This window comes from Pseudomonas sp. F-14 TE3623 (assembly GCF_053629015.1).
In genome coordinates this window covers 1985431-2005285 of sequence record NZ_JBRJHM010000001.1, presented here as the reverse complement: position 1 = coordinate 2005285, position 19855 = coordinate 1985431, and the positions used below count along the sequence as shown (strand labels likewise).

Genomic DNA, 19855 nt, shown 5'->3' with positions numbered 1-19855 from the left:
CGCGGAAAAGCCGGGCCAATGCCCCTCCTTTGCCCTACACCTTTCAACGAGTTTTCCTGAATTTCCGATGAATAAAGCCCTCTCCGATCTGTCCTCCCACACGCCAATGATGCAGCAGTACTGGCGCCTGAAGAACCAGCACCCTGACCAGCTGATGTTCTACCGCATGGGCGACTTCTACGAGATCTTCTATGAAGACGCGAAGAAGGCCGCCAAGTTGCTGGACATCACCCTGACGGCTCGTGGGCAATCGGCGGGTCAGGCGATTCCGATGTGTGGGATTCCTTACCACGCCGCGGAAGGTTACCTGGCGAAACTGGTAAAGCTCGGCGAGTCGGTGGTGATTTGTGAGCAGGTCGGCGACCCGGCCACCAGCAAAGGGCCGGTGGATCGTCAGGTGGTGCGGATCATCACCCCCGGCACCGTCAGCGATGAAGCGCTGCTGGATGAGCGTCGGGACAACCTGATTGCGGCGGTGCTGGGTGACGAGCGTCTGTTCGGTCTGGCGGTGCTGGACATCACCAGCGGCAACTTCACTGTGCTGGAGATCAAAGGCTGGGAAAACCTGCTGGCGGAACTGGAGCGGGTCAATCCGGTAGAGCTGATGATCCCGGACGACTGGCCGAAAGACCTGCCGGCGGAGAAACGTCGTGGGGTTCGTCGCCGTGCACCGTGGGATTTTGAGCGCGACTCGGCGCTGAAAAGTCTTTGCCAGCAGTTTTCCACCCAGGACCTGAAAGGTTTCGGCTGCGAGAACTTGACCCTCGCGATCGGCGCTGCTGGCTGCCTGCTCAGCTACGCCAAGGAAACCCAGCGCACCGCCCTGCCCCACTTGCGCAGCCTGCGTCATGAACGCCTGGACGACACCGTGGTGCTGGACGGCGCGAGCCGTCGCAACCTGGAACTGGACACCAACCTGGCCGGCGGCCGCGACAATACCTTGCAATCGGTGGTCGATCGCTGCCAGACCGCCATGGGCAGCCGCTTGCTGACTCGCTGGCTGAACCGTCCGCTGCGGGATTTGACCGTATTGCTGGCGCGTCAGAGCTCGATCACTTGCCTGCTCGACGGTTACCGCTTCGAAAAACTGCAACCGCAGCTCAAGGAAATCGGTGACATCGAGCGGATTCTGGCGCGGATCGGCCTGCGTAATGCCCGTCCTCGTGACTTGGCGCGTCTGCGCGATGCCCTCGGTGCACTGCCAGAGTTGCAGGTAGCGATGGCCGAGCTTGAAGCTCCGCACATCATTCAACTGGCGACGACCACCAGCACCTATCCGGAACTGGCGGCGCTGCTGGAAAAAGCCATTATCGACAACCCGCCCGCAGTCATCCGTGACGGCGGCGTGTTGAAAACCGGTTACGACAGCGAACTCGACGAACTGCAATCGCTCAGCGAAAACGCCGGGCAATTCCTGATCGATCTCGAAGCGCGTGAGAAGGCCCGCACCGGCCTGTCGCACTTGAAGGTCGGCTACAACCGGATTCACGGATACTTCATCGAGTTGCCGAGCAAGCAGGCCGAATCGGCGCCCGCGGACTATATTCGCCGGCAGACCCTCAAAGGAGCCGAGCGCTTCATCACCCCGGAACTGAAGGCGTTCGAAGACAAGGCGCTGTCCGCCAAGAGCCGCGCCCTGGCTCGGGAGAAGATGCTCTACGAAGCGCTGCTCGAAGACCTGATCGCCCAGTTGCCGCCCTTGCAAGACACAGCCGCCGCACTGGCCGAACTGGACGTGCTGAGCAACCTTGCCGAGCGCGCACTGAATCTGGACCTGAACTGCCCGCGTTTCGTCAGTGAGCCGTGCATGCGCATCACCCAGGGTCGTCACCCGGTGGTCGAGCAAGTACTCACCACGCCGTTTGTGGCCAACGACCTGAGCCTTGACGACAACACCCGTATGCTGGTGATCACTGGTCCGAACATGGGCGGTAAATCTACCTACATGCGTCAGACTGCGTTGATCGTGTTGCTAGCGCATATCGGCAGTTTCGTGCCGGCAGCCAGTTGCGAATTGTCCTTGGTAGACCGGATCTTCACCCGAATCGGTTCCAGCGATGACTTGGCGGGTGGACGATCGACCTTCATGGTTGAAATGAGCGAAACCGCGAACATTCTGCACAACGCCACCGAACGCAGCCTGGTGCTGATGGACGAAGTCGGTCGCGGCACCAGCACCTTCGACGGTCTGTCCCTGGCCTGGGCCGCGGCTGAGCGTCTGGCGCACCTGCGGGCCTACACACTGTTCGCTACCCACTATTTCGAGCTGACAGTGCTGCCGGAAGCCCAGCCGCTGGTGGCCAACGTCCACCTCAATGCCACTGAACACAACGAGCGCATCGTGTTCCTGCACCACGTGTTGCCTGGGCCTGCCAGCCAGAGCTATGGCCTGGCGGTTGCGCAGTTGGCCGGGGTGCCGAGCGAAGTGATCGTGCGTGCTCGCGAGCATCTGAGTCGACTGGAATCCACAGCGCTGCCTCATGAAGTTCCAAAGCCATCCAAAGGCAAACCGGCCGCGCCGCAGCAGAGCGACATGTTCGCCAGCCTGCCGCATCCGGTACTGGATGAACTGGCCAAACTTGATCTGGACGACATGACACCGCGTCGTGCGCTCGAAATGCTCTATACACTAAAGACACGGGTCTAACGCACTTGCCTGCAAGCTGTTAGAATCTCGCGCGGTTTGGGATGCTGCAGGCTAATAGCCTGGTCTGCAGACTATCGCTCCCAAACCTGGCGACCCCAACGTGAAGGGGCTCCGCTGCCGCCGCCTGAGGAGAGAATTAGAAATGACCTTCGTCGTCACCGACAACTGCATCAAGTGCAAGTACACCGACTGCGTAGAAGTCTGTCCGGTGGACTGCTTTTACGAAGGCCCGAACTTCCTGGTGATTCACCCGGATGAGTGCATCGACTGCGCACTGTGCGAACCAGAATGCCCTGCCGTAGCCATCTTCTCCGAAGATGAAGTTCCGGAAGATATGCAGGAATTCATTCAGCTGAACGTCGAGCTGGCTGAAATCTGGCCCAACATTACCGAGAAGAAAGAATCGTTGCCCGACGCCGAAGAGTGGGATGGCGTCAAAGGCAAGATCAAAGACCTCGAACGCTGATTACCCCCGCGTTTTCAAAAAGGCCCCTTGTGGGCCTTTTTGCTTTTCTGCAGGCAAAAAAAAGGGGCGGTATGACCCGCCCACATTTTTTCCCTATTCCTTGTGTTCCTTTTCATCGTCCTGATGAACCGCTTCCTGCGATGTCCGTTCCCCTCTTCCTTGAAGGGCGTGTCTATCCGTCGACACAGTTCAGATACTAGAGAATTCCCCACCGAGAGCAATCGGCTTCAGCCGATCAAATCGCTTGTCATATGCTGTTAATCTAAAAAAATAATCATGTAAATCAATAAGATAAAAAAGAATCACACCTCGAATAGACGACTGCCAGGGTGTAAAAATAACGAACACTTACGAAAGAGTAAGCAAAGACTTACAACACGAGACTACAAACTTGAGGTGATGTCGGCGACAACTCCCTTCCCATATTCCAGACAACAAAAAGCCCCAAACCAGTCGGGGCTATTTGTTACCGGTTGAGCGAATTGCTTATTGGAACAGCGACTCACTCGACAGGCCGTTTTTCTCGAGAATCTCGCGAAGACGTTTGAGGCCCTCAACCTGGATTTGCCTGACCCGCTCCCGGGTCAGACCGATTTCCAGACCTACGTCTTCAAGCGTGCTGCTCTCGTGACCTCGCAAGCCGAAGCGGCGTATGACCACCTCGCGTTGCTTGTCGGTCAGCTCCGAGAGCCATTGATCGATGCTCTGTGACAGGTCGTCGTCCTGCAACAGTTCGCATGGATCGGTCGGGCGGTCGTCGGTCAGGGTGTCCAGCAAGGTTTTATCCGAATCAGGACCCAGCGAGACGTCGACCGAAGAAACTCGCTCGTTCAGGCCGAGCATGCGCTTGACCTCGCCTACCGGTTTCTCCAGCAGGTTGGCGATTTCTTCGGGTGAGGGTTCGTGATCGAGCTTTTGAGTCAGCTCCCGTGCGGCTCGCAAGTACACGTTGAGCTCTTTGACCACATGAATCGGCAACCGGATGGTCCGGGTCTGATTCATGATCGCGCGCTCGATGGTCTGACGAATCCACCAGGTGGCGTAGGTCGAAAAGCGGAATCCACGTTCAGGATCGAACTTTTCTACTGCCCGGATCAGGCCGAGGTTGCCCTCTTCGATCAGGTCCAGCAGCGACAGCCCACGATTGACATAACGTCGGGCGATTTTCACCACCAGCCGCAGGTTGCTTTCAATCATGCGCTTGCGTCCGGCCGGATCGCCACTTTGCGACAAGCGCGCAAAATGAACTTCTTCTTCCGGGGAGAGCAATGGGGAAAAGCCGATTTCGTTGAGGTACAGCTGCGTGGCATCGAGTGCCCGCGTGTAGTCGATGTACTTGTGTTGCTTAAGCGAAGCGGAGTGTTTGGATTTGGCACGAACGGAAGGTGGTGCATCCCCTTCATCATTCGACATCGAATCCGTGGCGATGCCGGTCTCCATCAGGAGAACCTCATCGTCGATGTCAAACTCCGGCACTTCTTTACTGAGAGCCATTGTTATAGTCCTTTGGTGAGTTCGACCTCAAGCTCAAGCGGCGCCTTTATCCTTGGCAACGCTGGAGCCTGTTCCCTCTACGTGACGGAACAGGCTGGCTAACAAATCAACGACGTGGCAGGAATTGCAGCGGATCCACTGGTTTACCTTGTCGGCGAATCTCAAAATGCAGTTTCACCCGGTCTGTACCCGTTGACCCCATTTCGGCAATTGTCTGTCCGACTTTGACCTGCTGCCCCTCCCGAACCAACAGCCTGCGGTTATGTCCGTAGGCACTGACGTAGGTGTCGCTGTGTTTGATGATGACTAATTCGCCGTAGCCCCTTAAGCCACTCCCGGCGTATACCACCGTCCCATCAGACGCAGCTAAAACAGGCTGTCCCAAATCTCCGGCGATATCAATTCCTTTATTCAAACTACCGTTTGAAGAGAATTTACCAATCAGAATGCCATTAGAAGGCCACCCCCAGCCCGTCGGGGCCGGACCGGCAGGAGGCAATGGAGCGGGCGCCGGCTTATTGGCGACGGACGGTACAGGCACTGTTGTACTGGTTGTCGCGCCATTTGCCTGGCGCCGAATGACTGTGGTTTTACTCGACGACGAAGGCGAGGAACTGGACGAACTCACTACCGCCGTCGGCGTTGAACCGCTGCGACCGTCGAAGCGAATCGTCTGACCCGGATGGATCGTGTAGGGCGTAGGAATGTTGTTCCGTGCCGCGAGGGCTTTGTAGTCCCAACCGTAGCGAAAAGCGATGGAGAACAAAGTGTCCTTGGGGCGGACAACGTACTGCCCGGTGGTCACGGCCGGACGCTGGGCGACCGCGTTGTTGCGATCGACGACACTCGCACTACCTGATTTGGTGCTGGAACATCCGACCAGCAAGGTACTCAAGACAAGGCCAGTCACCAGACGCTGAAAGCTCGTTATACCCATTCGCTGCGCAATGACTGTGAGACTCACCCGCCGCTCCCTTTGTGGTGGCTGAAAATATGAATTGCCGTGCTCCGGCACGAAATGTCGCAAGTATAACGGGCCGAACAGGCTTTACCTTTAATGAAGCGGATTCGCTTCGCGCACACGTTTGCTGTCTGACGATGAATTCCGTTTATCCAATCGATGCCGCTGTAAGACCCGGGCAATCGAAGAGAATTCAGCGTGCTTAAACAAATGCTCAGGCCAACGGCCCATTGAGCAATGGCACAAAGCGCACAGCCCCCAGAACACGCCTGGAAAAGCCCTGCTCTTCACGGATGATCAACATCAATTGTTGAACTTCACCAGAGCCGACCGGAATCACCAGTCGCCCGCCCGGTGCCAATTGATCGAGCAGTGCCTGAGGCACGTCGGTGGCCACGGCGGTGACGATGATGCCGTTGTAAGGCGCCAGCGCCGGCCAGCCTTCCCAGCCATCGCCCCAGCGAAATACCACGTTGCGCAGGTTCAGCTCCACCAGGCGCTCTTTGGCCCGGTCTTGCAGAACCTTGATGCGCTCCACGGAAAAAACACGCTCGACCAGTTGCGACAACACGGCCGTCTGGTAACCCGAACCAGTGCCGATTTCCATCACCTTGTCCAACGGGCCGGCTTCCAGCAGCAGCTCGCTCATGCGTGCCACCATATAAGGCTGGGAGATGGTCTGGTTATGCCCGATCGGCAGCGCCGTATCTTCATAGGCTCGATGAGACAACGCTTCATCGACGAATAGGTGACGCGGGGTGCGACGGATGACTTCCAACACCTTGGCGTTGGATATTCCCTCTTCATAGAGACGCTGAATCAGACGCTCACGGGTCCGTTGAGAGGTCATCCCGATACCGCGATGCAGAATATGGTCTTGTTCACGAGCCATTAACGCAGACCCTCCAGCCAGCCATCGAGACTTCTGAAGGCATCATTAAAGGTGCGATCCAGTTGCAGTGGCGTGATTGAAACATAGCCTTGCATCACCGCATGAAAATCGGTGCCCGGGCCACCATCTTCAGCGTCCCCCGCGGCGGCGATCCAGTAACCGGATTTACCGCGCGGATCGACCACTTTCATCGGTGCCGCGGCGCGGGCACGATGGCCTAGGCGGGTCAGCTGAATACCGCGGATGTGCTCAAGCGGCAAGTTGGGAATGTTCACGTTCAGTACCGTGCGCGGTGGCAGATCGAGGTCCGCGTGAGCCTCGACCAGTTTGCGCGCAAAATAGGCGGCTGTGGGAAGGTTCTCTACTTGCCGTGAGACGAACGAAAAGGCAAACGAAGGGCGCCCAAGGAAACGTCCCTCGAGGGCCGCCGCCACGGTGCCGGAATACAGCACGTCATCCCCCAGGTTGGCCCCCAGGTTGATGCCGGAAACTACCATGTCCGGCTCGATTTCCAGCAAGCCGTTAAGGCCCAGATGCACGCAGTCGGTGGGTGTGCCGTTGAGGCTGATAAAGCCGTTGGCCAAGGTTTGCGGGTGCAACGGACGGTCGAGCGTCAGCGAGCTGCTGGCGCCACTTTTGTCTTGGTCAGGGGCGATAACCACGCATTCGGTGTAATCCGCCAGCGCAGCATAAAGCGCGGCAAGACCGGGTGCGGTTACCCCATCGTCGTTAGAAATCAGAATACGCATGGGCTGTCCGTCTGCCCCACCGGCACCAGATCGACGAGTTCACGCACCAATACGGTGGCGAAGCATCCGGCCGGCAGGACGAATTCCAGTTGCAGAATGTCAGGCTCGGGATAATGCCACGTCAACCCGCCAATGGGCAGCCGCAGGATGCGACGTTCGTGGCTCATTCCGGCGTTAATCAACCAATCGCGCAAATCCGCTTCGCGCGCGGCGATTGCCTGCTCCAATTCATGGACAGCGCCTGACGTCGGCGAGTCACCTTCGCCCCACTGCGGGCCGGTCGGGTGCAGGTCGAGAATCGCCAAGCGCGGGTCGTTGCATTCGGCTTCACCTGCCGGGAAAAAACTGCGGCTGTCGGTGAATGCCAGCAGATCGCCTACTTGGGCGCGCTGCCAGGTGCCATCGGCGACGCGCGCTGCCAACACCTGGTTAAACAGAAAACTACGGGCGGTGGAGAGCAAACGCGAACGGACGTTGCGCTGCTCCGGCAAGGCCTTTCGCGCAGCCCAGGCACGGGCGTCGATCACGTTGCCGCCATCAAAGCCGAACCGCTGGGTGCCGAAATAATTTGGAATACCTTGCTTGGCGATCAGTTGCAAACGCTCTTCGATCGCCGTCTTGTCACCGGCGAACTGGGTCAGGCGCAAGGTGAAGCCGTTGGCCGAGTGGGCACCGCGTTGCAGTTTGCGTTTATGCCGACCGGTCTTGAGGATTTTCAGCGTGTCGTTTTCCGCCGCCGACAGATCAGGATCGGCCTTGCCCGGCAGTTGCACGCTGAACCACTGGCGAGTCAACGCCTGACGGTCCTTGAGGCCGGCATAGCTGACGGTGCGCAATGGCACACCCGCCGCCTTGGCGATGCGCCGTGCCGCTTCTTCGGTATTCAGACCGCGCTTTTCTACCCAGATCCACAGGTGTTCGCCGTCGCCGCTCAGGGGAATATCAAGGACTTCGTCGACCTGGAAATCTTCCGCCGTGGCTTTCAGTACAGCGGTACCGAGAGACTCACCATAGGCCCGAGGGCCGAGCAATTGCAGTTCGTTCATGCGCGCAGCAACAGAGCAACGGAGTGCACGGCAATGCCTTCTTCGCGACCGACAAAGCCGAGCTTTTCGGTGGTGGTAGCTTTCACGTTCACTTGATCCAACTCAACTTGAAGATCCGCGGCAATCAGCGCGCGCATCGATTCGATATGCGGGGCCATTTTCGGGGCCTGGGCAACAATGGTGTTATCGACGTTGCCGACTTTCCAGCCTTTGGCATGGATCAGTGCGACCACGTGACGCAACAGCACACGGCTGTCGGCGCCCTTGAATTGCGGGTCGGTGTCCGGGAAGTGCTTGCCGATATCACCCAGCGCGGCAGCGCCGAGCAAGGCATCGCTCAAGGCGTGCAGCAGGACATCACCGTCGGAATGGGCGAGCAGCCCGAAGCTGTGTGCAATCCGCACGCCGCCCAGTGTGATGAAATCGCCTTCAGCGAAACGGTGCACATCGTAGCCGTGGCCAATACGCATAAAAAAACGCCCCGATTTTTGTCAGGGCGTGATTCTACCTGCTTTGTCGGACATTAGGCGCCTAGAGCGCGCGTGTGATGCTGCAAGTGGTCGTCAATGAAGCTGGCTATGAAGAAATAACTGTGGTCGTAGCCCGGTTGCAGACGCAACGCCAGCGGATGACCTGCCAGTTTGGCGGCCTGCTGCAAGGCTTCAGGCTTGAGCTGGGTGGCCAGGAAATCATCGCGATCCCCCTGATCGACCAGCAGCGGCAGCTTCTCGTCAGCCTCGGCGATCAATGCACAGGCATCCCATTCGCGCCACTTCGAACGGTCCTCTCCCAAGTAACGGGAAAAGGCTTTCTGCCCCCAAGGGCAATCAATCGGATTGTTGATCGGCGAGAACGCCGACACCGACAGATAACGCCCCGGATTGCGCAACGCACAGACCAACGCGCCGTGGCCACCCATGGAGTGACCGCTGATGCCACGCTTGTCCGATGCAGGGAAATGCGCTTCGACCAATGCCGGCAATTCCTGCACGACATAGTCATGCATCCGATAGTGCCGGGACCAGGGTTCCTGCGTGGCATTCAGATAAAACCCGGCACCGAGACCGAAGTCCCAGGCGCCGTCCGGATCACCCGGCACATCAGGACCGCGCGGGCTGGTGTCCGGTGCGACGATGATCAGCCCAAGCTCAGAGGCCATGCGCATGGCGCCGGCCTTTTGCATGAAGTTCTCGTCGGTGCAGGTCAGGCCGGACAACCAGTACAGCACCGGCAGTTTACCGCCCTGCTCCGCTTGCGGCGGCAGGTAAACGGCAAAAACCATGTCACAACCGAGCACGTCGGAGCGGTGCCGATAGCGCTTGTGCCAGCCGCCAAAGCTTTTCTGACAGGAGATATTTTCCAGGCTCATGACCGACCTCAGAAATGGATGACGGTACGGATGCTTTTGCCTTCATGCATCAGGTCAAACGCCTTGTTGATATCTTCCAGGCCCATCGTGTGGGTAATGAAAGTATCCAGCGGGATTTCGCCGGTCTGGGCCATTTCGACATAGCTCGGCAACTCGGTACGCCCGCGCACACCACCGAACGCCGAACCGCGCCAGACGCGACCGGTCACCAATTGGAACGGACGAGTAGAGATTTCCTGACCGGCGCCGGCCACGCCGATGATCACCGACTCACCCCAACCCTTGTGGCAGCACTCAAGAGCAGCACGCATCAACTGGACGTTGCCGATGCATTCGAAGGAAAAGTCGACGCCGCCATCGGTCATGTCGACGATCACTTCCTGAATCGGACGATCGAAGTCTTTCGGGTTTACACAATCGGTAGCGCCCAATTGCTTGGCGATCTCGAACTTGGCCGGGTTGATGTCGATGGCGATGATCCGCCCTGCCTTGGCTTTGACCGCGCCAATCACCGCCGACAGACCGATACCGCCCAGACCGAAGATGGCGACGGTATCACCTGGTTTGACCTTGGCAGTGTTGATGACCGCGCCGATGCCAGTGGTGACGCCACAACCCAGCAGGCAGACTTTTTCCAACGGTGCTTCTTTAGGAATTTTAGCGACGGAGATTTCCGGCAGCACGGTGTACTCGGAAAAAGTCGAGGTGCCCATGTAGTGGAAAATCGTTTCGCCCTTGTAGGAAAAACGCGAAGTGCCATCCGGCATCAGGCCTTTACCCTGAGTCGCACGAATCGCCTGACAGAGGTTGGTTTTGCCCGACAGACAGAATTTGCACTTGCCGCATTCCGGGGTATACAGCGGGATCACATGGTCGCCTATCGCGACCGAAGTCACGCCCTCGCCGATCGCTTCGACCACCGCGCCACCTTCATGACCCAGGATCGACGGGAAGATACCTTCCGGGTCCGCGCCCGAGAGGGTATAGGCATCGGTATGGCAGACACCGGAGGCGACGACGCGCAGCAGGACTTCACCCGCCTTGGGCATAGCGACATCGACTTCAACGATCTCGAGGGGTTTCTTGGCCTCGAAGGCAACGGCGGCGCGCGACTTGATCATGCTGTCTCTCCAGTGAATAAAAACGAGACAAGGAGTGTAATACAGCGGCTTACGATGAATAATCGGGACAAAAGCAAAACATTATTGCCATACAGGGATAATCCTGATGTCCGAAAACCGCTGGGAAGGCATCGATGAGTTCGTTGCCGTGGCCGAGTGCAGCCAATTCACCGCTGCGGCTGAGCGTCTTGGGGTGTCTTCCTCCCACATCAGTCGCCAAATCGTACGACTGGAAGAGCGCCTGCAAACCCGTTTGCTCTATCGCAGCACCCGCCGTGTCACGCTAACTGAGGCCGGGCAAACCTTCCTGCAACATTGCCAGCGTTTGCAGGACGGTCGCGAAGAAGCACTGCGCGCGGTCGGCGACCTGACCAGCGAACCCAAGGGCATGCTGCGCATGACCTGTGCCGTGGCCTACGGTGAACGATTCATCGTGCCACTGGTGACTCGCTTCATGGGGCTGTATCCGCAATTGCGCGTCGACATCGAACTGAGTAACCGCCCGCTTGACCTTGTGCATGAAGGGTTGGACCTGGCCATCCGCCTCGGCCGCCTGCAGGATTCAAGATTGGTCGCCACGCGTCTGGCACCACGGCGCATGTACCTGTGCGCCTCACCGTCCTACCTGGAACGGTATGGTCGCCCACATAGCTTGTCGGAATTAAGTCGCCATAACTGCCTCATCGGTAGCTCGGACATCTGGCAACTGGAACAGAACGGGCGGGAATTTTCCCAGCGAGTGCAGGGAAACTGGCGCTGCAACAGTGGGCAGGCAGTGCTGGATGCCGCGCTACAAGGGGTTGGATTGTGTCAGTTACCGGATTACTACGTGCTGGAATACCTGAAAAACGGCGAATTGATTTCGCTGCTGGAAGCCCACCAACCGCCGAACACAGCGGTTTGGGCGCTTTACCCACAGCAACGGCATCTGTCGCCGAAGGTGCGCAAGTTGGTGGATTACTTGAAGGAAGGGTTGGCCGAACGGCCGGAGTACCGTAATTAGATCTATTAGTGAACATCAATGACAGGTTCATTGCCTTAGCTACCGCTTTCGCGAGCAAGCCCGCTCCCACACTGGTTCTGTGTCAGACCCCAAACATGCAACCGACTGAGATCAAGTGTGGGAGCGGGCTTGCTCGCGAAAGGCGCGACGCGGAACCCCGCCTGAACACGAAAAGGCTTAGCGGCGGTTAGCCCAACGCTGCCGCAACCACTCCAGATCTTCGGGGCGAGTGACTTTGATGTTATCGGATCGCCCCTCAATCAAGCGCGGCGCCTGGCCCGACCATTCCATGGCCGAGGCTTCATCGGTGACGACAACGTCCGCCACCAGACTGTCCGCCAACGCCCGATGCAACGCGCCAAGGCGAAACATTTGCGGCGTATAGGCCTGCCAGATCACGCTGCGATCCACCGTTTCCAGCACGCGCCCATGCTGGTCGACCCGCTTGAGAGTGTCGCGTGCAGGCACGGCCAACAGACCGCCCACCGGATCGTCGGCCAGTTCACTGAGCAATTTATCGAGATCATCACGCGCCAGATTCGGTCGTGCGGCATCGTGAACCAACACCCAATCCTCATCGTCAGCGCCTTGGGCATGCAGATGCAGCAAGGCATTGAGCACTGACCCGGAACGCTCGGCGCCACCTTCGACCCGCTGAATTCGCGGATCGGAAGCACATGCCAGGTTCGGCCAGTAAGGATCGTCGATTGCAAGACTGACCACCAACCCTTTCAGGGCAGGATGATCGAGGAAACAGCCAAGGCTGTGTTCGAGAATAGTGCGCCCGCCCAGTTGCAAGTATTGCTTGGGACGGTCCGCAGCCATACGGGCACCGACGCCCGCGGCAGGAATCACGGCCCAGAAGGCCGGTAACGAATTAATCATTGGGCCAACTGGTAAAGGGTTTCACCGTCCTTGACCATGCCCAACTCATGACGAGCCCGTTCTTCAACGGTCTCCATGCCCTTTTTCAATTCGCTGACTTCGGCGTCCATCACCCGATTGCGCTCCAGCAACGCCTCGTTCTCGGCGTGTTGATCCGCAATCTGCTGCTTCAGCTCGGCCACTTGCGCCAGACTGCCATTACCCACCCACAGGCGGTACTGCAGGCCAGCCAGCAGCAAGAGCAAGACGAGGAACAACCAATTGGGACTGCGCATCGAATATCAGGTATCCAGTGAAAAAAGACAGCCATGCCAAAACTTTGAAGCTTCTGATAGCACGAAGCCTGGAAGAACCAGGCTTGTGCTCTTAAGGCATCAGATTAGTGGCAAATCCATCGCTGCTGCGATTTTTCCGACACAATCCGGTGTCTTTTTTACTTCGTAGCAATTAGCCGCGGAATTCGCTACGACCGTTGTACTTGGCTTTACCATTCAACTGCTCTTCGATACGCAGCAGTTGGTTGTACTTGGAAACACGGTCGGAACGGCACAGAGAACCGGTCTTGATCTGGCCAGCCGCGGTGCCCACAGCCAGGTCGGCAATGGTCGAATCTTCGGTTTCGCCGGAGCGGTGCGAGATTACGGCGGTGTAACCAGCGGCCTTGGCCATCTGGATCGCTTCCAGAGTTTCGGTCAGGGTGCCGATCTGGTTGAACTTGATCAGGATCGAGTTGGCGATCTTTTTATCGATGCCTTCTTTCAGGATCTTGGTGTTGGTCACGAACAGGTCGTCGCCCACCAGCTGAGTCTTCTCGCCGATTTTGTCGGTGAGGATTTTCCAGCCAGCCCAGTCGGACTCGTCCAGACCGTCTTCGATGGAGATGATCGGGTAACGCTCGGTCAGACCTTTCAGGTAATCGGCGAAACCTTCAGCGGTGAACACCTGGCCTTCGCCGGACAGGTTGTACTTGCCGTCTTCGTAGAATTCGCTGGCTGCGCAGTCCAGAGCCAGGGTCACGTCGGTACCCAGCTTGTAACCGGCATTGGCCACGGCTTCGGAGATCACTTTCAAAGCGTCTTCGTTGGAGGCCAGGTTCGGCGCGAAACCACCTTCGTCACCGACGGCAGTGCTCAGGCCGCGAGCCTTCAGTACAGCTTTAAGGTGATGGAAAATCTCGGTGCCCATGCGCAGACCTTCCGAGAAAGACTTGGCGCCTACTGGCTGAACCATGAATTCCTGGATGTCGACGTTGTTATCGGCGTGCTCGCCACCGTTGATGATGTTCATCATCGGAACCGGCATCGAGTAAACACCCGGGGTGCCGTTCAGGTTAGCGATGTGTGCGTACAGCGGCAAGTCCTGGTCCTGTGCTGCCGCCTTGGCCGCGGCCAGGGAAACGGCGAGGATCGCGTTGGCGCCCAGGGTCGCTTTGTTTTCGGTGCCGTCCAGCTTGATCATCGCGTGATCCAGCGCTTTCTGGTCGCTTGGGTCTGCACCCAGCAACAGGTCGCGGATCGGACCGTTGATGTTGGCGACGGCTTTCAGAACGCCTTTGCCCAGGTAACGGCTCTTGTCGCCATCACGCAGCTCGAGTGCTTCACGCGAGCCAGTGGAAGCACCGGATGGCGCGCAAGCGCTGCCGATGATGCCGTTATCGAGAAGCACGTCTGCTTCCACAGTGGGATTGCCACGGGAGTCGAGAACTTCACGACCTTTGATGTCGACGATTTTTGCCATTGTTGTAAACACTCCAAAGTTGACGAAAACGACGCAGCTGAAGGAAATCTTTTATCGTCGGCAAGTGACAGACAGCGGGCAGGCTTGCGGACGATAAGGCTCAAGCCCGAGGGCTTGAGCATTAAATCGTGCGGTACTTTACCGGAGAATTGAGGTTTACGCGGTTTCTACCGTCGGAAAACTCTTCACCAGTTCGTCCAGTGCTTTGAGCTGGGCCAGGAAGGGTTCCAGTTTGTCCAGACGCAAGGCGCAAGGGCCGTCGCATTTGGCGTTATCCGGGTCCGGGTGCGCTTCAAGGAACAAACCGGCCAGCGACTGGCTCATGCCGGCCTTGGCCAGGTCGGTGACCTGGGCGCGACGACCACCAGCGGAATCGGAGCGACCGCCGGGCATTTGCAGGGCGTGGGTCACGTCGAAGAACACCGGGTATTCGAACTGCTTCATGATGCCGAAGCCAAGCATGTCGACCACCAGGTTGTTGTAGCCGAAGCTCGAACCACGTTCGCAGAGGATCAACTGATCGTTACCGGCTTCTACGCATTTGTTCAGGATATGTTTCATTTCCTGAGGCGCAAGGAACTGGGCTTTCTTGATGTTGATCACCGCGCCGGTCTTGGCCATCGCGACCACGAGGTCGGTCTGGCGCGACAGGAAGGCCGGCAACTGGATGATGTCGCAGACTTCAGCGACGACCGCGGCCTGATCAGGCTCGTGGACGTCGGTGATGACCGGCACGCCGAAGGCTTGCTTGATGTCCTGGAAAATCCGCATGCCCTCTTCCAGGCCGGGGCCACGGTAAGAGGTCACAGAAGAACGGTTCGCCTTGTCGAAACTGGCCTTGAACACGTAAGGGATACCGAGTTTTTCGGTGACCTTTACGTACTCTTCGCAGACCTGCATCGCCATGTCGCGGCTTTCCAGCACGTTCATGCCACCGAACAGCACCATGGGCTTGTCGTTGGCAATCTCGATGTTGCCTACGCGGATGATCTTCTGCGCCATCAGGTTTATGCCTTCTTCTGGTGTTGGGTCAAAGCGGCTTTAACGAAGCCGCTGAACAACGGGTGACCGTCGCGTGGCGTCGAGGTGAACTCAGGGTGGAACTGGCAAGCGACGAACCATGGATGATCCGGTGCTTCGACCACTTCAACCAGCGCGCCATCACCGGAACGACCGGAGATTTTCAGACCGGCCTCGATGATTTGCGGCAGCAGGTTGTTGTTCACTTCGTAGCGATGACGGTGACGCTCGACGATCACATCCTTGGCGTAGCAATCGTGCACCAGGGAACCTGGCTCAAGCAGGCAATCCTGAGCGCCAAGGCGCATGGTGCCGCCCAGATCAGAGGTTTCGGTGCGGGTTTCGACTGCGCCGGTGGCATCTTCCCACTCGGTGATCAAGCCCACGACCGGGTGACCGCTGGTGCGATCGAACTCGGTGGAGTTGGCGTCTTTCCAGCCCATGACGTTACGAGCGAACTCGATAACGGCCACTTGCATGCCCAGGCAGATACCCAGGTATGGAACCTTGTTTTCGCGAGCGTATTGAACAGCAGTGATCTTGCCTTCAACGCCACGCAGACCGAAGCCGCCCGGTACCAGAATCGCGTCGACACCTTCCAGCAGCGCGGTGCCCTGGTTTTCGATATCTTCTGAATCGATATAGCGCAGGTTGACCTTGGTGCGGTTGCTGATGCCGGCGTGACTCATCGCTTCGATCAGCGACTTGTAGGCGTCCAGCAGTTCCATGTACTTGCCGACCATCGCGATGGTGACTTCGTGTTCCGGGTTCAGCTTGGCATCAACCACCGCTTCCCACTCGGACAGATCGGCGCTGTCGCATTGCAGGCCGAAACGCTCGACGACGAAATCATCCAGGCCCTGGGAGTGCAGAATGCCCGGGATCTTGTAGATGGTGTCGGCGTCTTCCAGCGCGATCACCGCACGTTCTTCAACGTTGGTGAACTGGGCGATCTTGCGACGCGAAGAGATGTCGATCGGGTGATCGGAGCGGCACACCAGCACGTCTGGCTGCAGGCCAATGGAACGCAGTTCCTTGACCGAGTGCTGAGTCGGCTTGGTTTTGGTTTCGCCGGCAGTGGCGATGTACGGCACCAGCGTCAGGTGCATCAGCATCGCGCGCTTGGCGCCGACTTCGAAACGCAATTGACGGATCGCTTCGAGGAACGGTTGCGACTCGATATCACCCACGGTGCCACCGATCTCGACCATGGCCACGTCGGCATCGCCGGCGCCCTTGATGATCCGGCGCTTGATTTCGTCGGTGATGTGCGGGATCACCTGAATGGTTGCGCCCAGGTAATCACCACGGCGCTCTTTGCGCAGGACGTGTTCGTAGACACGGCCGGTGGTGAAGTTGTTGTTCTGGGTCATGGTCGTGCGGATGAACCGCTCGTAGTGGCCCAGGTCCAGGTCGGTCTCGGCGCCGTCGTGGGTGACGAACACTTCACCGTGCTGGAACGGGCTCATGGTGCCCGGGTCAACGTTGATGTACGGGTCCAGCTTCAGCATGGTGACCTTAAGTCCCCGCGCCTCCAGGATGGCCGCCAATGAAGCCGAGGCAATGCCTTTCCCCAATGAAGAAACAACACCGCCCGTGACGAATATGTAGCGCGTCATGAAAAACCCTAGAAGTCTGCGTTAAAGCGGTCCGAGCCGCCGGGGAAAGCGAAGGAAGGCCGAAGCCCCCGATCACCTGCATTAATCACAGTGCACCTTTCAAAAAAACCGCCGCGTTGGGACAGACCGGTAGATGAAACACCGGAAGGTTGCTCGCTACACATTTTTTGGAATCGCCCAGCAAAGACTGCTTGGTAATCGGCAACTCCTGCGATTCAGGAGAATCCACAGAAGTTGTATCAAGAAGGGAGCGTAGTCTACCGGAAAGCCCCTTTCAGCTCAAACCTTGATCTTCGATCAGCGGCTGCCAATGCAAATACCAGCCACCTTGCTCACCGCCATTTAGCCCCCGCAGGTTCGCCACCGCCAGCAATTGCTGGCCTCTGTAGACCAGCGGCAATCTGCCACGGGCGAAGCCCGGCACACCGCGTTCGTTGAGCAAACGCTTCAAGTCACGGTGGCCGCGATCGGGCAGGTTCATCACCTCCCCGCCTTCACGATAGCGGATTTGCAGCGGGCCATCTGGGGGCTGACCGGTGAACGTAAGGACGCCGTTATCCGGCAACGCCAGTGATACCGCGGGATCAGCCCAAGACACTGGGGGTGGCGGAATGCGCAGCCAACCACCAGACAACCACCAGAGACGCCCGCCCGCGCGATGCAACTCACCCGCCGCGAGCCGCCAAACCGGACGCGCATCGCCGGTCGCATCGCGCAAACTTTCCCAACCCGACCAATGGTCACTGTCCGGCAAAGTCGTCAACGGTTTGAGCCAGTGACTTAGTGCGTTGCGCTGGCGCGCATCAGACAGTTTTTCCAGTGGTGCCAGCTCCAGCGACGGCAAACCCAGCCAATCGAAATCACTGACCGTGGTGGCGTGGGCCAGATCGATTTGCGCCAATTCGTCGAGCAGTCCCTGCGCTTCGCTCAGATGCGCAGCGCTGCGGGCCATGGTCGCCACCGCTTGCGGCCAGCGCGCGGTCAACACCGGGAACACTTGATGACGCAGATAATTGCGCGAGAACTGGCGATCCTGGTTCGACGGATCCTCGATCCAGCTCAACTGATATTCAGTCGCGTAGGCCTCAAGCTCGGCGCGAGTGACGTCGAGCAAGGGTCGCAGCAGATGCCCCTGGCCCAAAGGACGCTCGTTCGGCATGCCCGACAAGCCTCTCACCCCTGCCCCACGCATCAGCCGAAACAACAGGGTTTCCGCCTGATCGTCCCGGTGTTGGCCTGTGAGCAGCACTTCACCAGCATAAGTCGCCGCGTTGAAGGCGCCATAACGCGCATCCCGCGCCGCGCGCTCAAGGCTGGCGCCGGGTTCAACCTGAACACGCACGACCTCTAGCGGCACGCCCAACGCATCACAGACCGACTGACAATGCTCCGGCCACGCATCAGCCGCAGCCTGAAGGCCGTGGTGGACATGGATGGCGCTCAGCGCCGGCAGGGGTTGGGTTTTCGCAAGGTGCGCGAGAAGGTGCAGCAGGACGGTGGAGTCGAGACCACCGGAGAAGGCGATGCGCCAGGTTGTAGCGGTGCGCCAAGGTGTGAGGTTGCGCAGGAGCCTGGTAGGCAAATCAATCGTGGGCTGACTCATATCGATCACTTCGCACAAATCAAATGTGGGAGCGGGCTTGCTCGCGAAAGCGGCTTAACATTCAACACATCAGTTGACTGTTATACCGCTTTCGCGAGCAAGCCAGCTCCCACATTGGTTATCCAGCATTTGCCGAAGCAGCGTCAGATCAGAGACCGTAGCTCATCAGACGCTCATAACGACGGGCCAACAGCGCCTCGTTGTCGAACTTCTTCAGCATCGCCAGTTGCGAACTCAGTTCGGCGCGGATCGAGGCAGCCGCAGCGGCCGGATCACGATGAGCGCCGCCCAATGGCTCGCCGATCACTTTATCGACAATGCCCAGGCCCTTCAGACGTTCGGCAGTGATGCCCATGGCTTCAGCAGCATCCGGGGCTTTCTCGGAAGTTTTCCACAGAATCGAGGCGCAACCTTCCGGCGAAATCACCGCGTAGGTCGAGTACTGCAGCATGTTCAACTGATCGCAGACACCGATCGCCAGTGCACCACCGGAACCACCCTCACCGATCACGGTGGCGATGATGGGGGTTTTCAGGCGAGCCATGACGCGCAGGTTCCAGGCAATTGCTTCGCTCTGGTTGCGCTCTTCGGCGTCGATGCCTGGGTAAGCACCCGGGGTGTCGATGAAGGTCAGGATCGGCATTTTGAAACGCTCGGCCATTTCCATCAGACGGCACGCCTTGCGATAGCCTTCCGGACGCGGCATGCCGAAGTTGCGGCGAACCTTCTCGCGCACTTCGCGGCCTTTCTGGTGACCGATGATCATCACCGGCTGGTCGTCCAGACGGGCAACACCGCCAACGATGGCAGCGTCGTCGGAGAAATGACGGTCGCCGTGCAGTTCGTCGAACTCGGTGAAGATGTGTTCGATGTAGTCCAGGGTATACGGACGTTTCGGGTGACGCGCCAGACGTGCGATCTGCCAGCTGGTCAGCTTGCCGAAGATGTCTTCGGTCAGCGTGCTGCTCTTGTCCTGCAGGCGGGAGATCTCATCGCCGATATTCAGCGAATTGTCATTACCGACCAAGCGCAACTCTTCGATCTTGGCTTGCAGGTCGGCGATCGGCTGTTCGAAATCTAGAAAATTCGGGTTCATAGGCGTCCGTCTTGGGTCGACCTTCCAAGAGAGCTTGGGCCGGCCGGTTGTCTATTCGCGCCCTACCTTAAGGGACAGGCGCGTTCAGGTCGAGATTAAAAATTTGGGTCGGGATCAGGCGCGCTCTAATGGTAAAGAATGGCACCT

General features: G+C 58.4%; 18 protein-coding genes. 3 read left to right on the top strand and 15 right to left on the bottom strand.

Annotated features, from left to right (window positions below; all coding sequences use genetic code 11):
• Window positions 1-67: 67 nt before the first annotated feature.
• Together mutS and fdxA are read left to right on the top strand one after the other, a co-directional pair.
• Window positions 68-2647 (top strand): DNA mismatch repair protein MutS, encoded by a 2580-nt coding sequence (gene mutS / locus AB7M29_RS08995; protein WP_217856728.1) that lies wholly within the window; start codon window positions 68-70, stop codon window positions 2645-2647.
• 142 nt (window positions 2648-2789) lie between these two features.
• Window positions 2790-3113, top strand: coding sequence for a ferredoxin FdxA (gene fdxA / locus AB7M29_RS08990; protein WP_003222178.1), 324 nt, complete (start codon window positions 2790-2792; stop codon window positions 3111-3113).
• A gap of 486 nt (window positions 3114-3599) precedes the next feature.
• Here fdxA and rpoS read toward each other — a convergent pair whose 3' ends face one another.
• From rpoS to AB7M29_RS08950, 8 genes are all read right to left on the bottom strand, one after another.
• Entirely contained in the window at window positions 3600-4607 is a 1008-nt protein-coding gene (gene rpoS / locus AB7M29_RS08985) for an RNA polymerase sigma factor RpoS (protein ID WP_008072688.1), read from the bottom strand.
• Window positions 4608-4713: 106 nt separating this feature from the next.
• Window positions 4714-5571, bottom strand: a complete 858-nt coding sequence (locus AB7M29_RS08980) for a peptidoglycan DD-metalloendopeptidase family protein (protein WP_217856729.1) — start codon at window positions 5569-5571, stop codon at window positions 4714-4716.
• 211 nt (window positions 5572-5782) lie between these two features.
• Window positions 5783-6418 (bottom strand): protein-L-isoaspartate(D-aspartate) O-methyltransferase, encoded by a 636-nt coding sequence (locus AB7M29_RS08975; protein WP_173667553.1) that lies wholly within the window; start codon window positions 6416-6418, stop codon window positions 5783-5785.
• A gap of 41 nt (window positions 6419-6459) precedes the next feature.
• Window positions 6460-7209: a 5'/3'-nucleotidase SurE gene (gene surE, locus AB7M29_RS08970; protein ID WP_052966378.1), complete on the bottom strand. Its 750-nt coding sequence runs from the start codon at window positions 7207-7209 to the stop codon at window positions 6460-6462.
• Window positions 7197-8255 (bottom strand): tRNA pseudouridine(13) synthase TruD, encoded by a 1059-nt coding sequence (truD, locus tag AB7M29_RS08965; protein WP_217856730.1) that lies wholly within the window; start codon window positions 8253-8255, stop codon window positions 7197-7199. Before truD ends, surE begins: the two co-directional genes overlap by 13 nt.
• Window positions 8252-8725, bottom strand: coding sequence for a 2-C-methyl-D-erythritol 2,4-cyclodiphosphate synthase (gene ispF, locus AB7M29_RS08960; RefSeq protein ID WP_038979164.1), 474 nt, complete (start codon window positions 8723-8725; stop codon window positions 8252-8254). Before ispF ends, truD begins: the two co-directional genes overlap by 4 nt.
• Window positions 8726-8778: 53 nt before the next feature.
• Entirely contained in the window at window positions 8779-9624 is an 846-nt protein-coding gene (fghA, locus tag AB7M29_RS08955) for an S-formylglutathione hydrolase (protein WP_217856731.1), read from the bottom strand.
• Between the two features lie 8 nt (window positions 9625-9632).
• Window positions 9633-10745 carry an S-(hydroxymethyl)glutathione dehydrogenase/class III alcohol dehydrogenase gene (locus tag AB7M29_RS08950; RefSeq protein WP_217856732.1) on the bottom strand — a complete coding sequence of 371 codons (1113 nt, stop codon included), beginning with the start codon at window positions 10743-10745 and terminating at the stop codon, window positions 9633-9635.
• Between the two features lie 106 nt (window positions 10746-10851).
• Here AB7M29_RS08950 and AB7M29_RS08945 point away from each other — a divergent pair, with 106 nt between their 5' ends.
• Window positions 10852-11748, top strand: a complete 897-nt coding sequence (locus AB7M29_RS08945) for a LysR substrate-binding domain-containing protein (protein ID WP_217856733.1) — start codon at window positions 10852-10854, stop codon at window positions 11746-11748.
• A 177-nt stretch (window positions 11749-11925) separates the two neighbouring features.
• Here the strand turns inward: AB7M29_RS08945 and ispD are convergent, their stop codons facing one another.
• The 7 genes from ispD to AB7M29_RS08910 all read right to left on the bottom strand — a co-directional run bounded on the left by ispD (window position 11926) and on the right by AB7M29_RS08910 (window position 19708).
• Window positions 11926-12633, bottom strand: coding sequence for a 2-C-methyl-D-erythritol 4-phosphate cytidylyltransferase (ispD, locus tag AB7M29_RS08940; protein ID WP_217856734.1), 708 nt, complete (start codon window positions 12631-12633; stop codon window positions 11926-11928).
• Window positions 12630-12908: a cell division protein FtsB gene (gene ftsB / locus AB7M29_RS08935; protein WP_007907178.1), complete on the bottom strand. Its 279-nt coding sequence runs from the start codon at window positions 12906-12908 to the stop codon at window positions 12630-12632. The genes ispD and ftsB overlap by 4 nt, the downstream gene beginning before the upstream one ends.
• Before the next feature lie 172 nt (window positions 12909-13080).
• A complete protein-coding gene (gene eno / locus AB7M29_RS08930; RefSeq protein ID WP_007907175.1) occupies window positions 13081-14370 on the bottom strand; it encodes a phosphopyruvate hydratase in 1290 nt (429 codons plus the stop codon).
• Window positions 14371-14526: 156 nt separating this feature from the next.
• Window positions 14527-15372, bottom strand: coding sequence for a 3-deoxy-8-phosphooctulonate synthase (kdsA, locus tag AB7M29_RS08925; protein ID WP_008072675.1), 846 nt, complete (start codon window positions 15370-15372; stop codon window positions 14527-14529).
• A gap of 5 nt (window positions 15373-15377) precedes the next feature.
• Complete coding sequence (locus AB7M29_RS08920) at window positions 15378-17009, bottom strand: CTP synthase (protein ID WP_007907172.1); 1632 nt, start codon at window positions 17007-17009, stop codon at window positions 15378-15380.
• A 274-nt stretch (window positions 17010-17283) separates the two neighbouring features.
• Complete coding sequence (gene tilS / locus AB7M29_RS08915) at window positions 17284-18612, bottom strand: tRNA lysidine(34) synthetase TilS (protein WP_454246724.1); 1329 nt, start codon at window positions 18610-18612, stop codon at window positions 17284-17286.
• Window positions 18613-18760: 148 nt separating this feature from the next.
• Window positions 18761-19708 carry an acetyl-CoA carboxylase carboxyltransferase subunit alpha gene (locus AB7M29_RS08910; RefSeq protein WP_052966371.1) on the bottom strand — a complete coding sequence of 316 codons (948 nt, stop codon included), beginning with the start codon at window positions 19706-19708 and terminating at the stop codon, window positions 18761-18763.
• Between the last annotated feature and the right edge of the window lie 147 nt (window positions 19709-19855).

Coding starts and splice junctions, on each gene's coding strand:
- mutS (WP_217856728.1), top strand. CDS start 68: ATGAATAAAGCCCTCTCCGATCTGTCCTCCCACACGCCAATGATGCAG.
- fdxA (WP_003222178.1), top strand. CDS start 2,790: ATGACCTTCGTCGTCACCGACAACTGCATCAAGTGCAAGTACACCGAC.
- rpoS (WP_008072688.1), bottom strand. CDS start 4,607: ATGGCTCTCAGTAAAGAAGTGCCGGAGTTTGACATCGACGATGAGGTT.
- AB7M29_RS08975 (WP_173667553.1), bottom strand. CDS start 6,418: ATGACCTCTCAACGGACCCGTGAGCGTCTGATTCAGCGTCTCTATGAA.
- surE (WP_052966378.1), bottom strand. CDS start 7,209: ATGCGTATTCTGATTTCTAACGACGATGGGGTAACCGCACCCGGTCTT.
- truD (WP_217856730.1), bottom strand. CDS start 8,255: ATGAACGAACTGCAATTGCTCGGCCCTCGGGCCTATGGTGAGTCTCTC.
- ispF (WP_038979164.1), bottom strand. CDS start 8,725: ATGCGTATTGGCCACGGCTACGATGTGCACCGTTTCGCTGAAGGCGAT.
- fghA (WP_217856731.1), bottom strand. CDS start 9,624: ATGAGCCTGGAAAATATCTCCTGTCAGAAAAGCTTTGGCGGCTGGCAC.
- AB7M29_RS08950 (WP_217856732.1), bottom strand. CDS start 10,745: ATGATCAAGTCGCGCGCCGCCGTTGCCTTCGAGGCCAAGAAACCCCTC.
- AB7M29_RS08945 (WP_217856733.1), top strand. CDS start 10,852: ATGTCCGAAAACCGCTGGGAAGGCATCGATGAGTTCGTTGCCGTGGCC.
- ispD (WP_217856734.1), bottom strand. CDS start 12,633: ATGATTAATTCGTTACCGGCCTTCTGGGCCGTGATTCCTGCCGCGGGC.
- ftsB (WP_007907178.1), bottom strand. CDS start 12,908: ATGCGCAGTCCCAATTGGTTGTTCCTCGTCTTGCTCTTGCTGCTGGCT.
- eno (WP_007907175.1), bottom strand. CDS start 14,370: ATGGCAAAAATCGTCGACATCAAAGGTCGTGAAGTTCTCGACTCCCGT.
- kdsA (WP_008072675.1), bottom strand. CDS start 15,372: ATGGCGCAGAAGATCATCCGCGTAGGCAACATCGAGATTGCCAACGAC.
- AB7M29_RS08920 (WP_007907172.1), bottom strand. CDS start 17,009: ATGACGCGCTACATATTCGTCACGGGCGGTGTTGTTTCTTCATTGGGG.
- tilS (WP_454246724.1), bottom strand. CDS start 18,612: ATGAGTCAGCCCACGATTGATTTGCCTACCAGGCTCCTGCGCAACCTC.
- AB7M29_RS08910 (WP_052966371.1), bottom strand. CDS start 19,708: ATGAACCCGAATTTTCTAGATTTCGAACAGCCGATCGCCGACCTGCAA.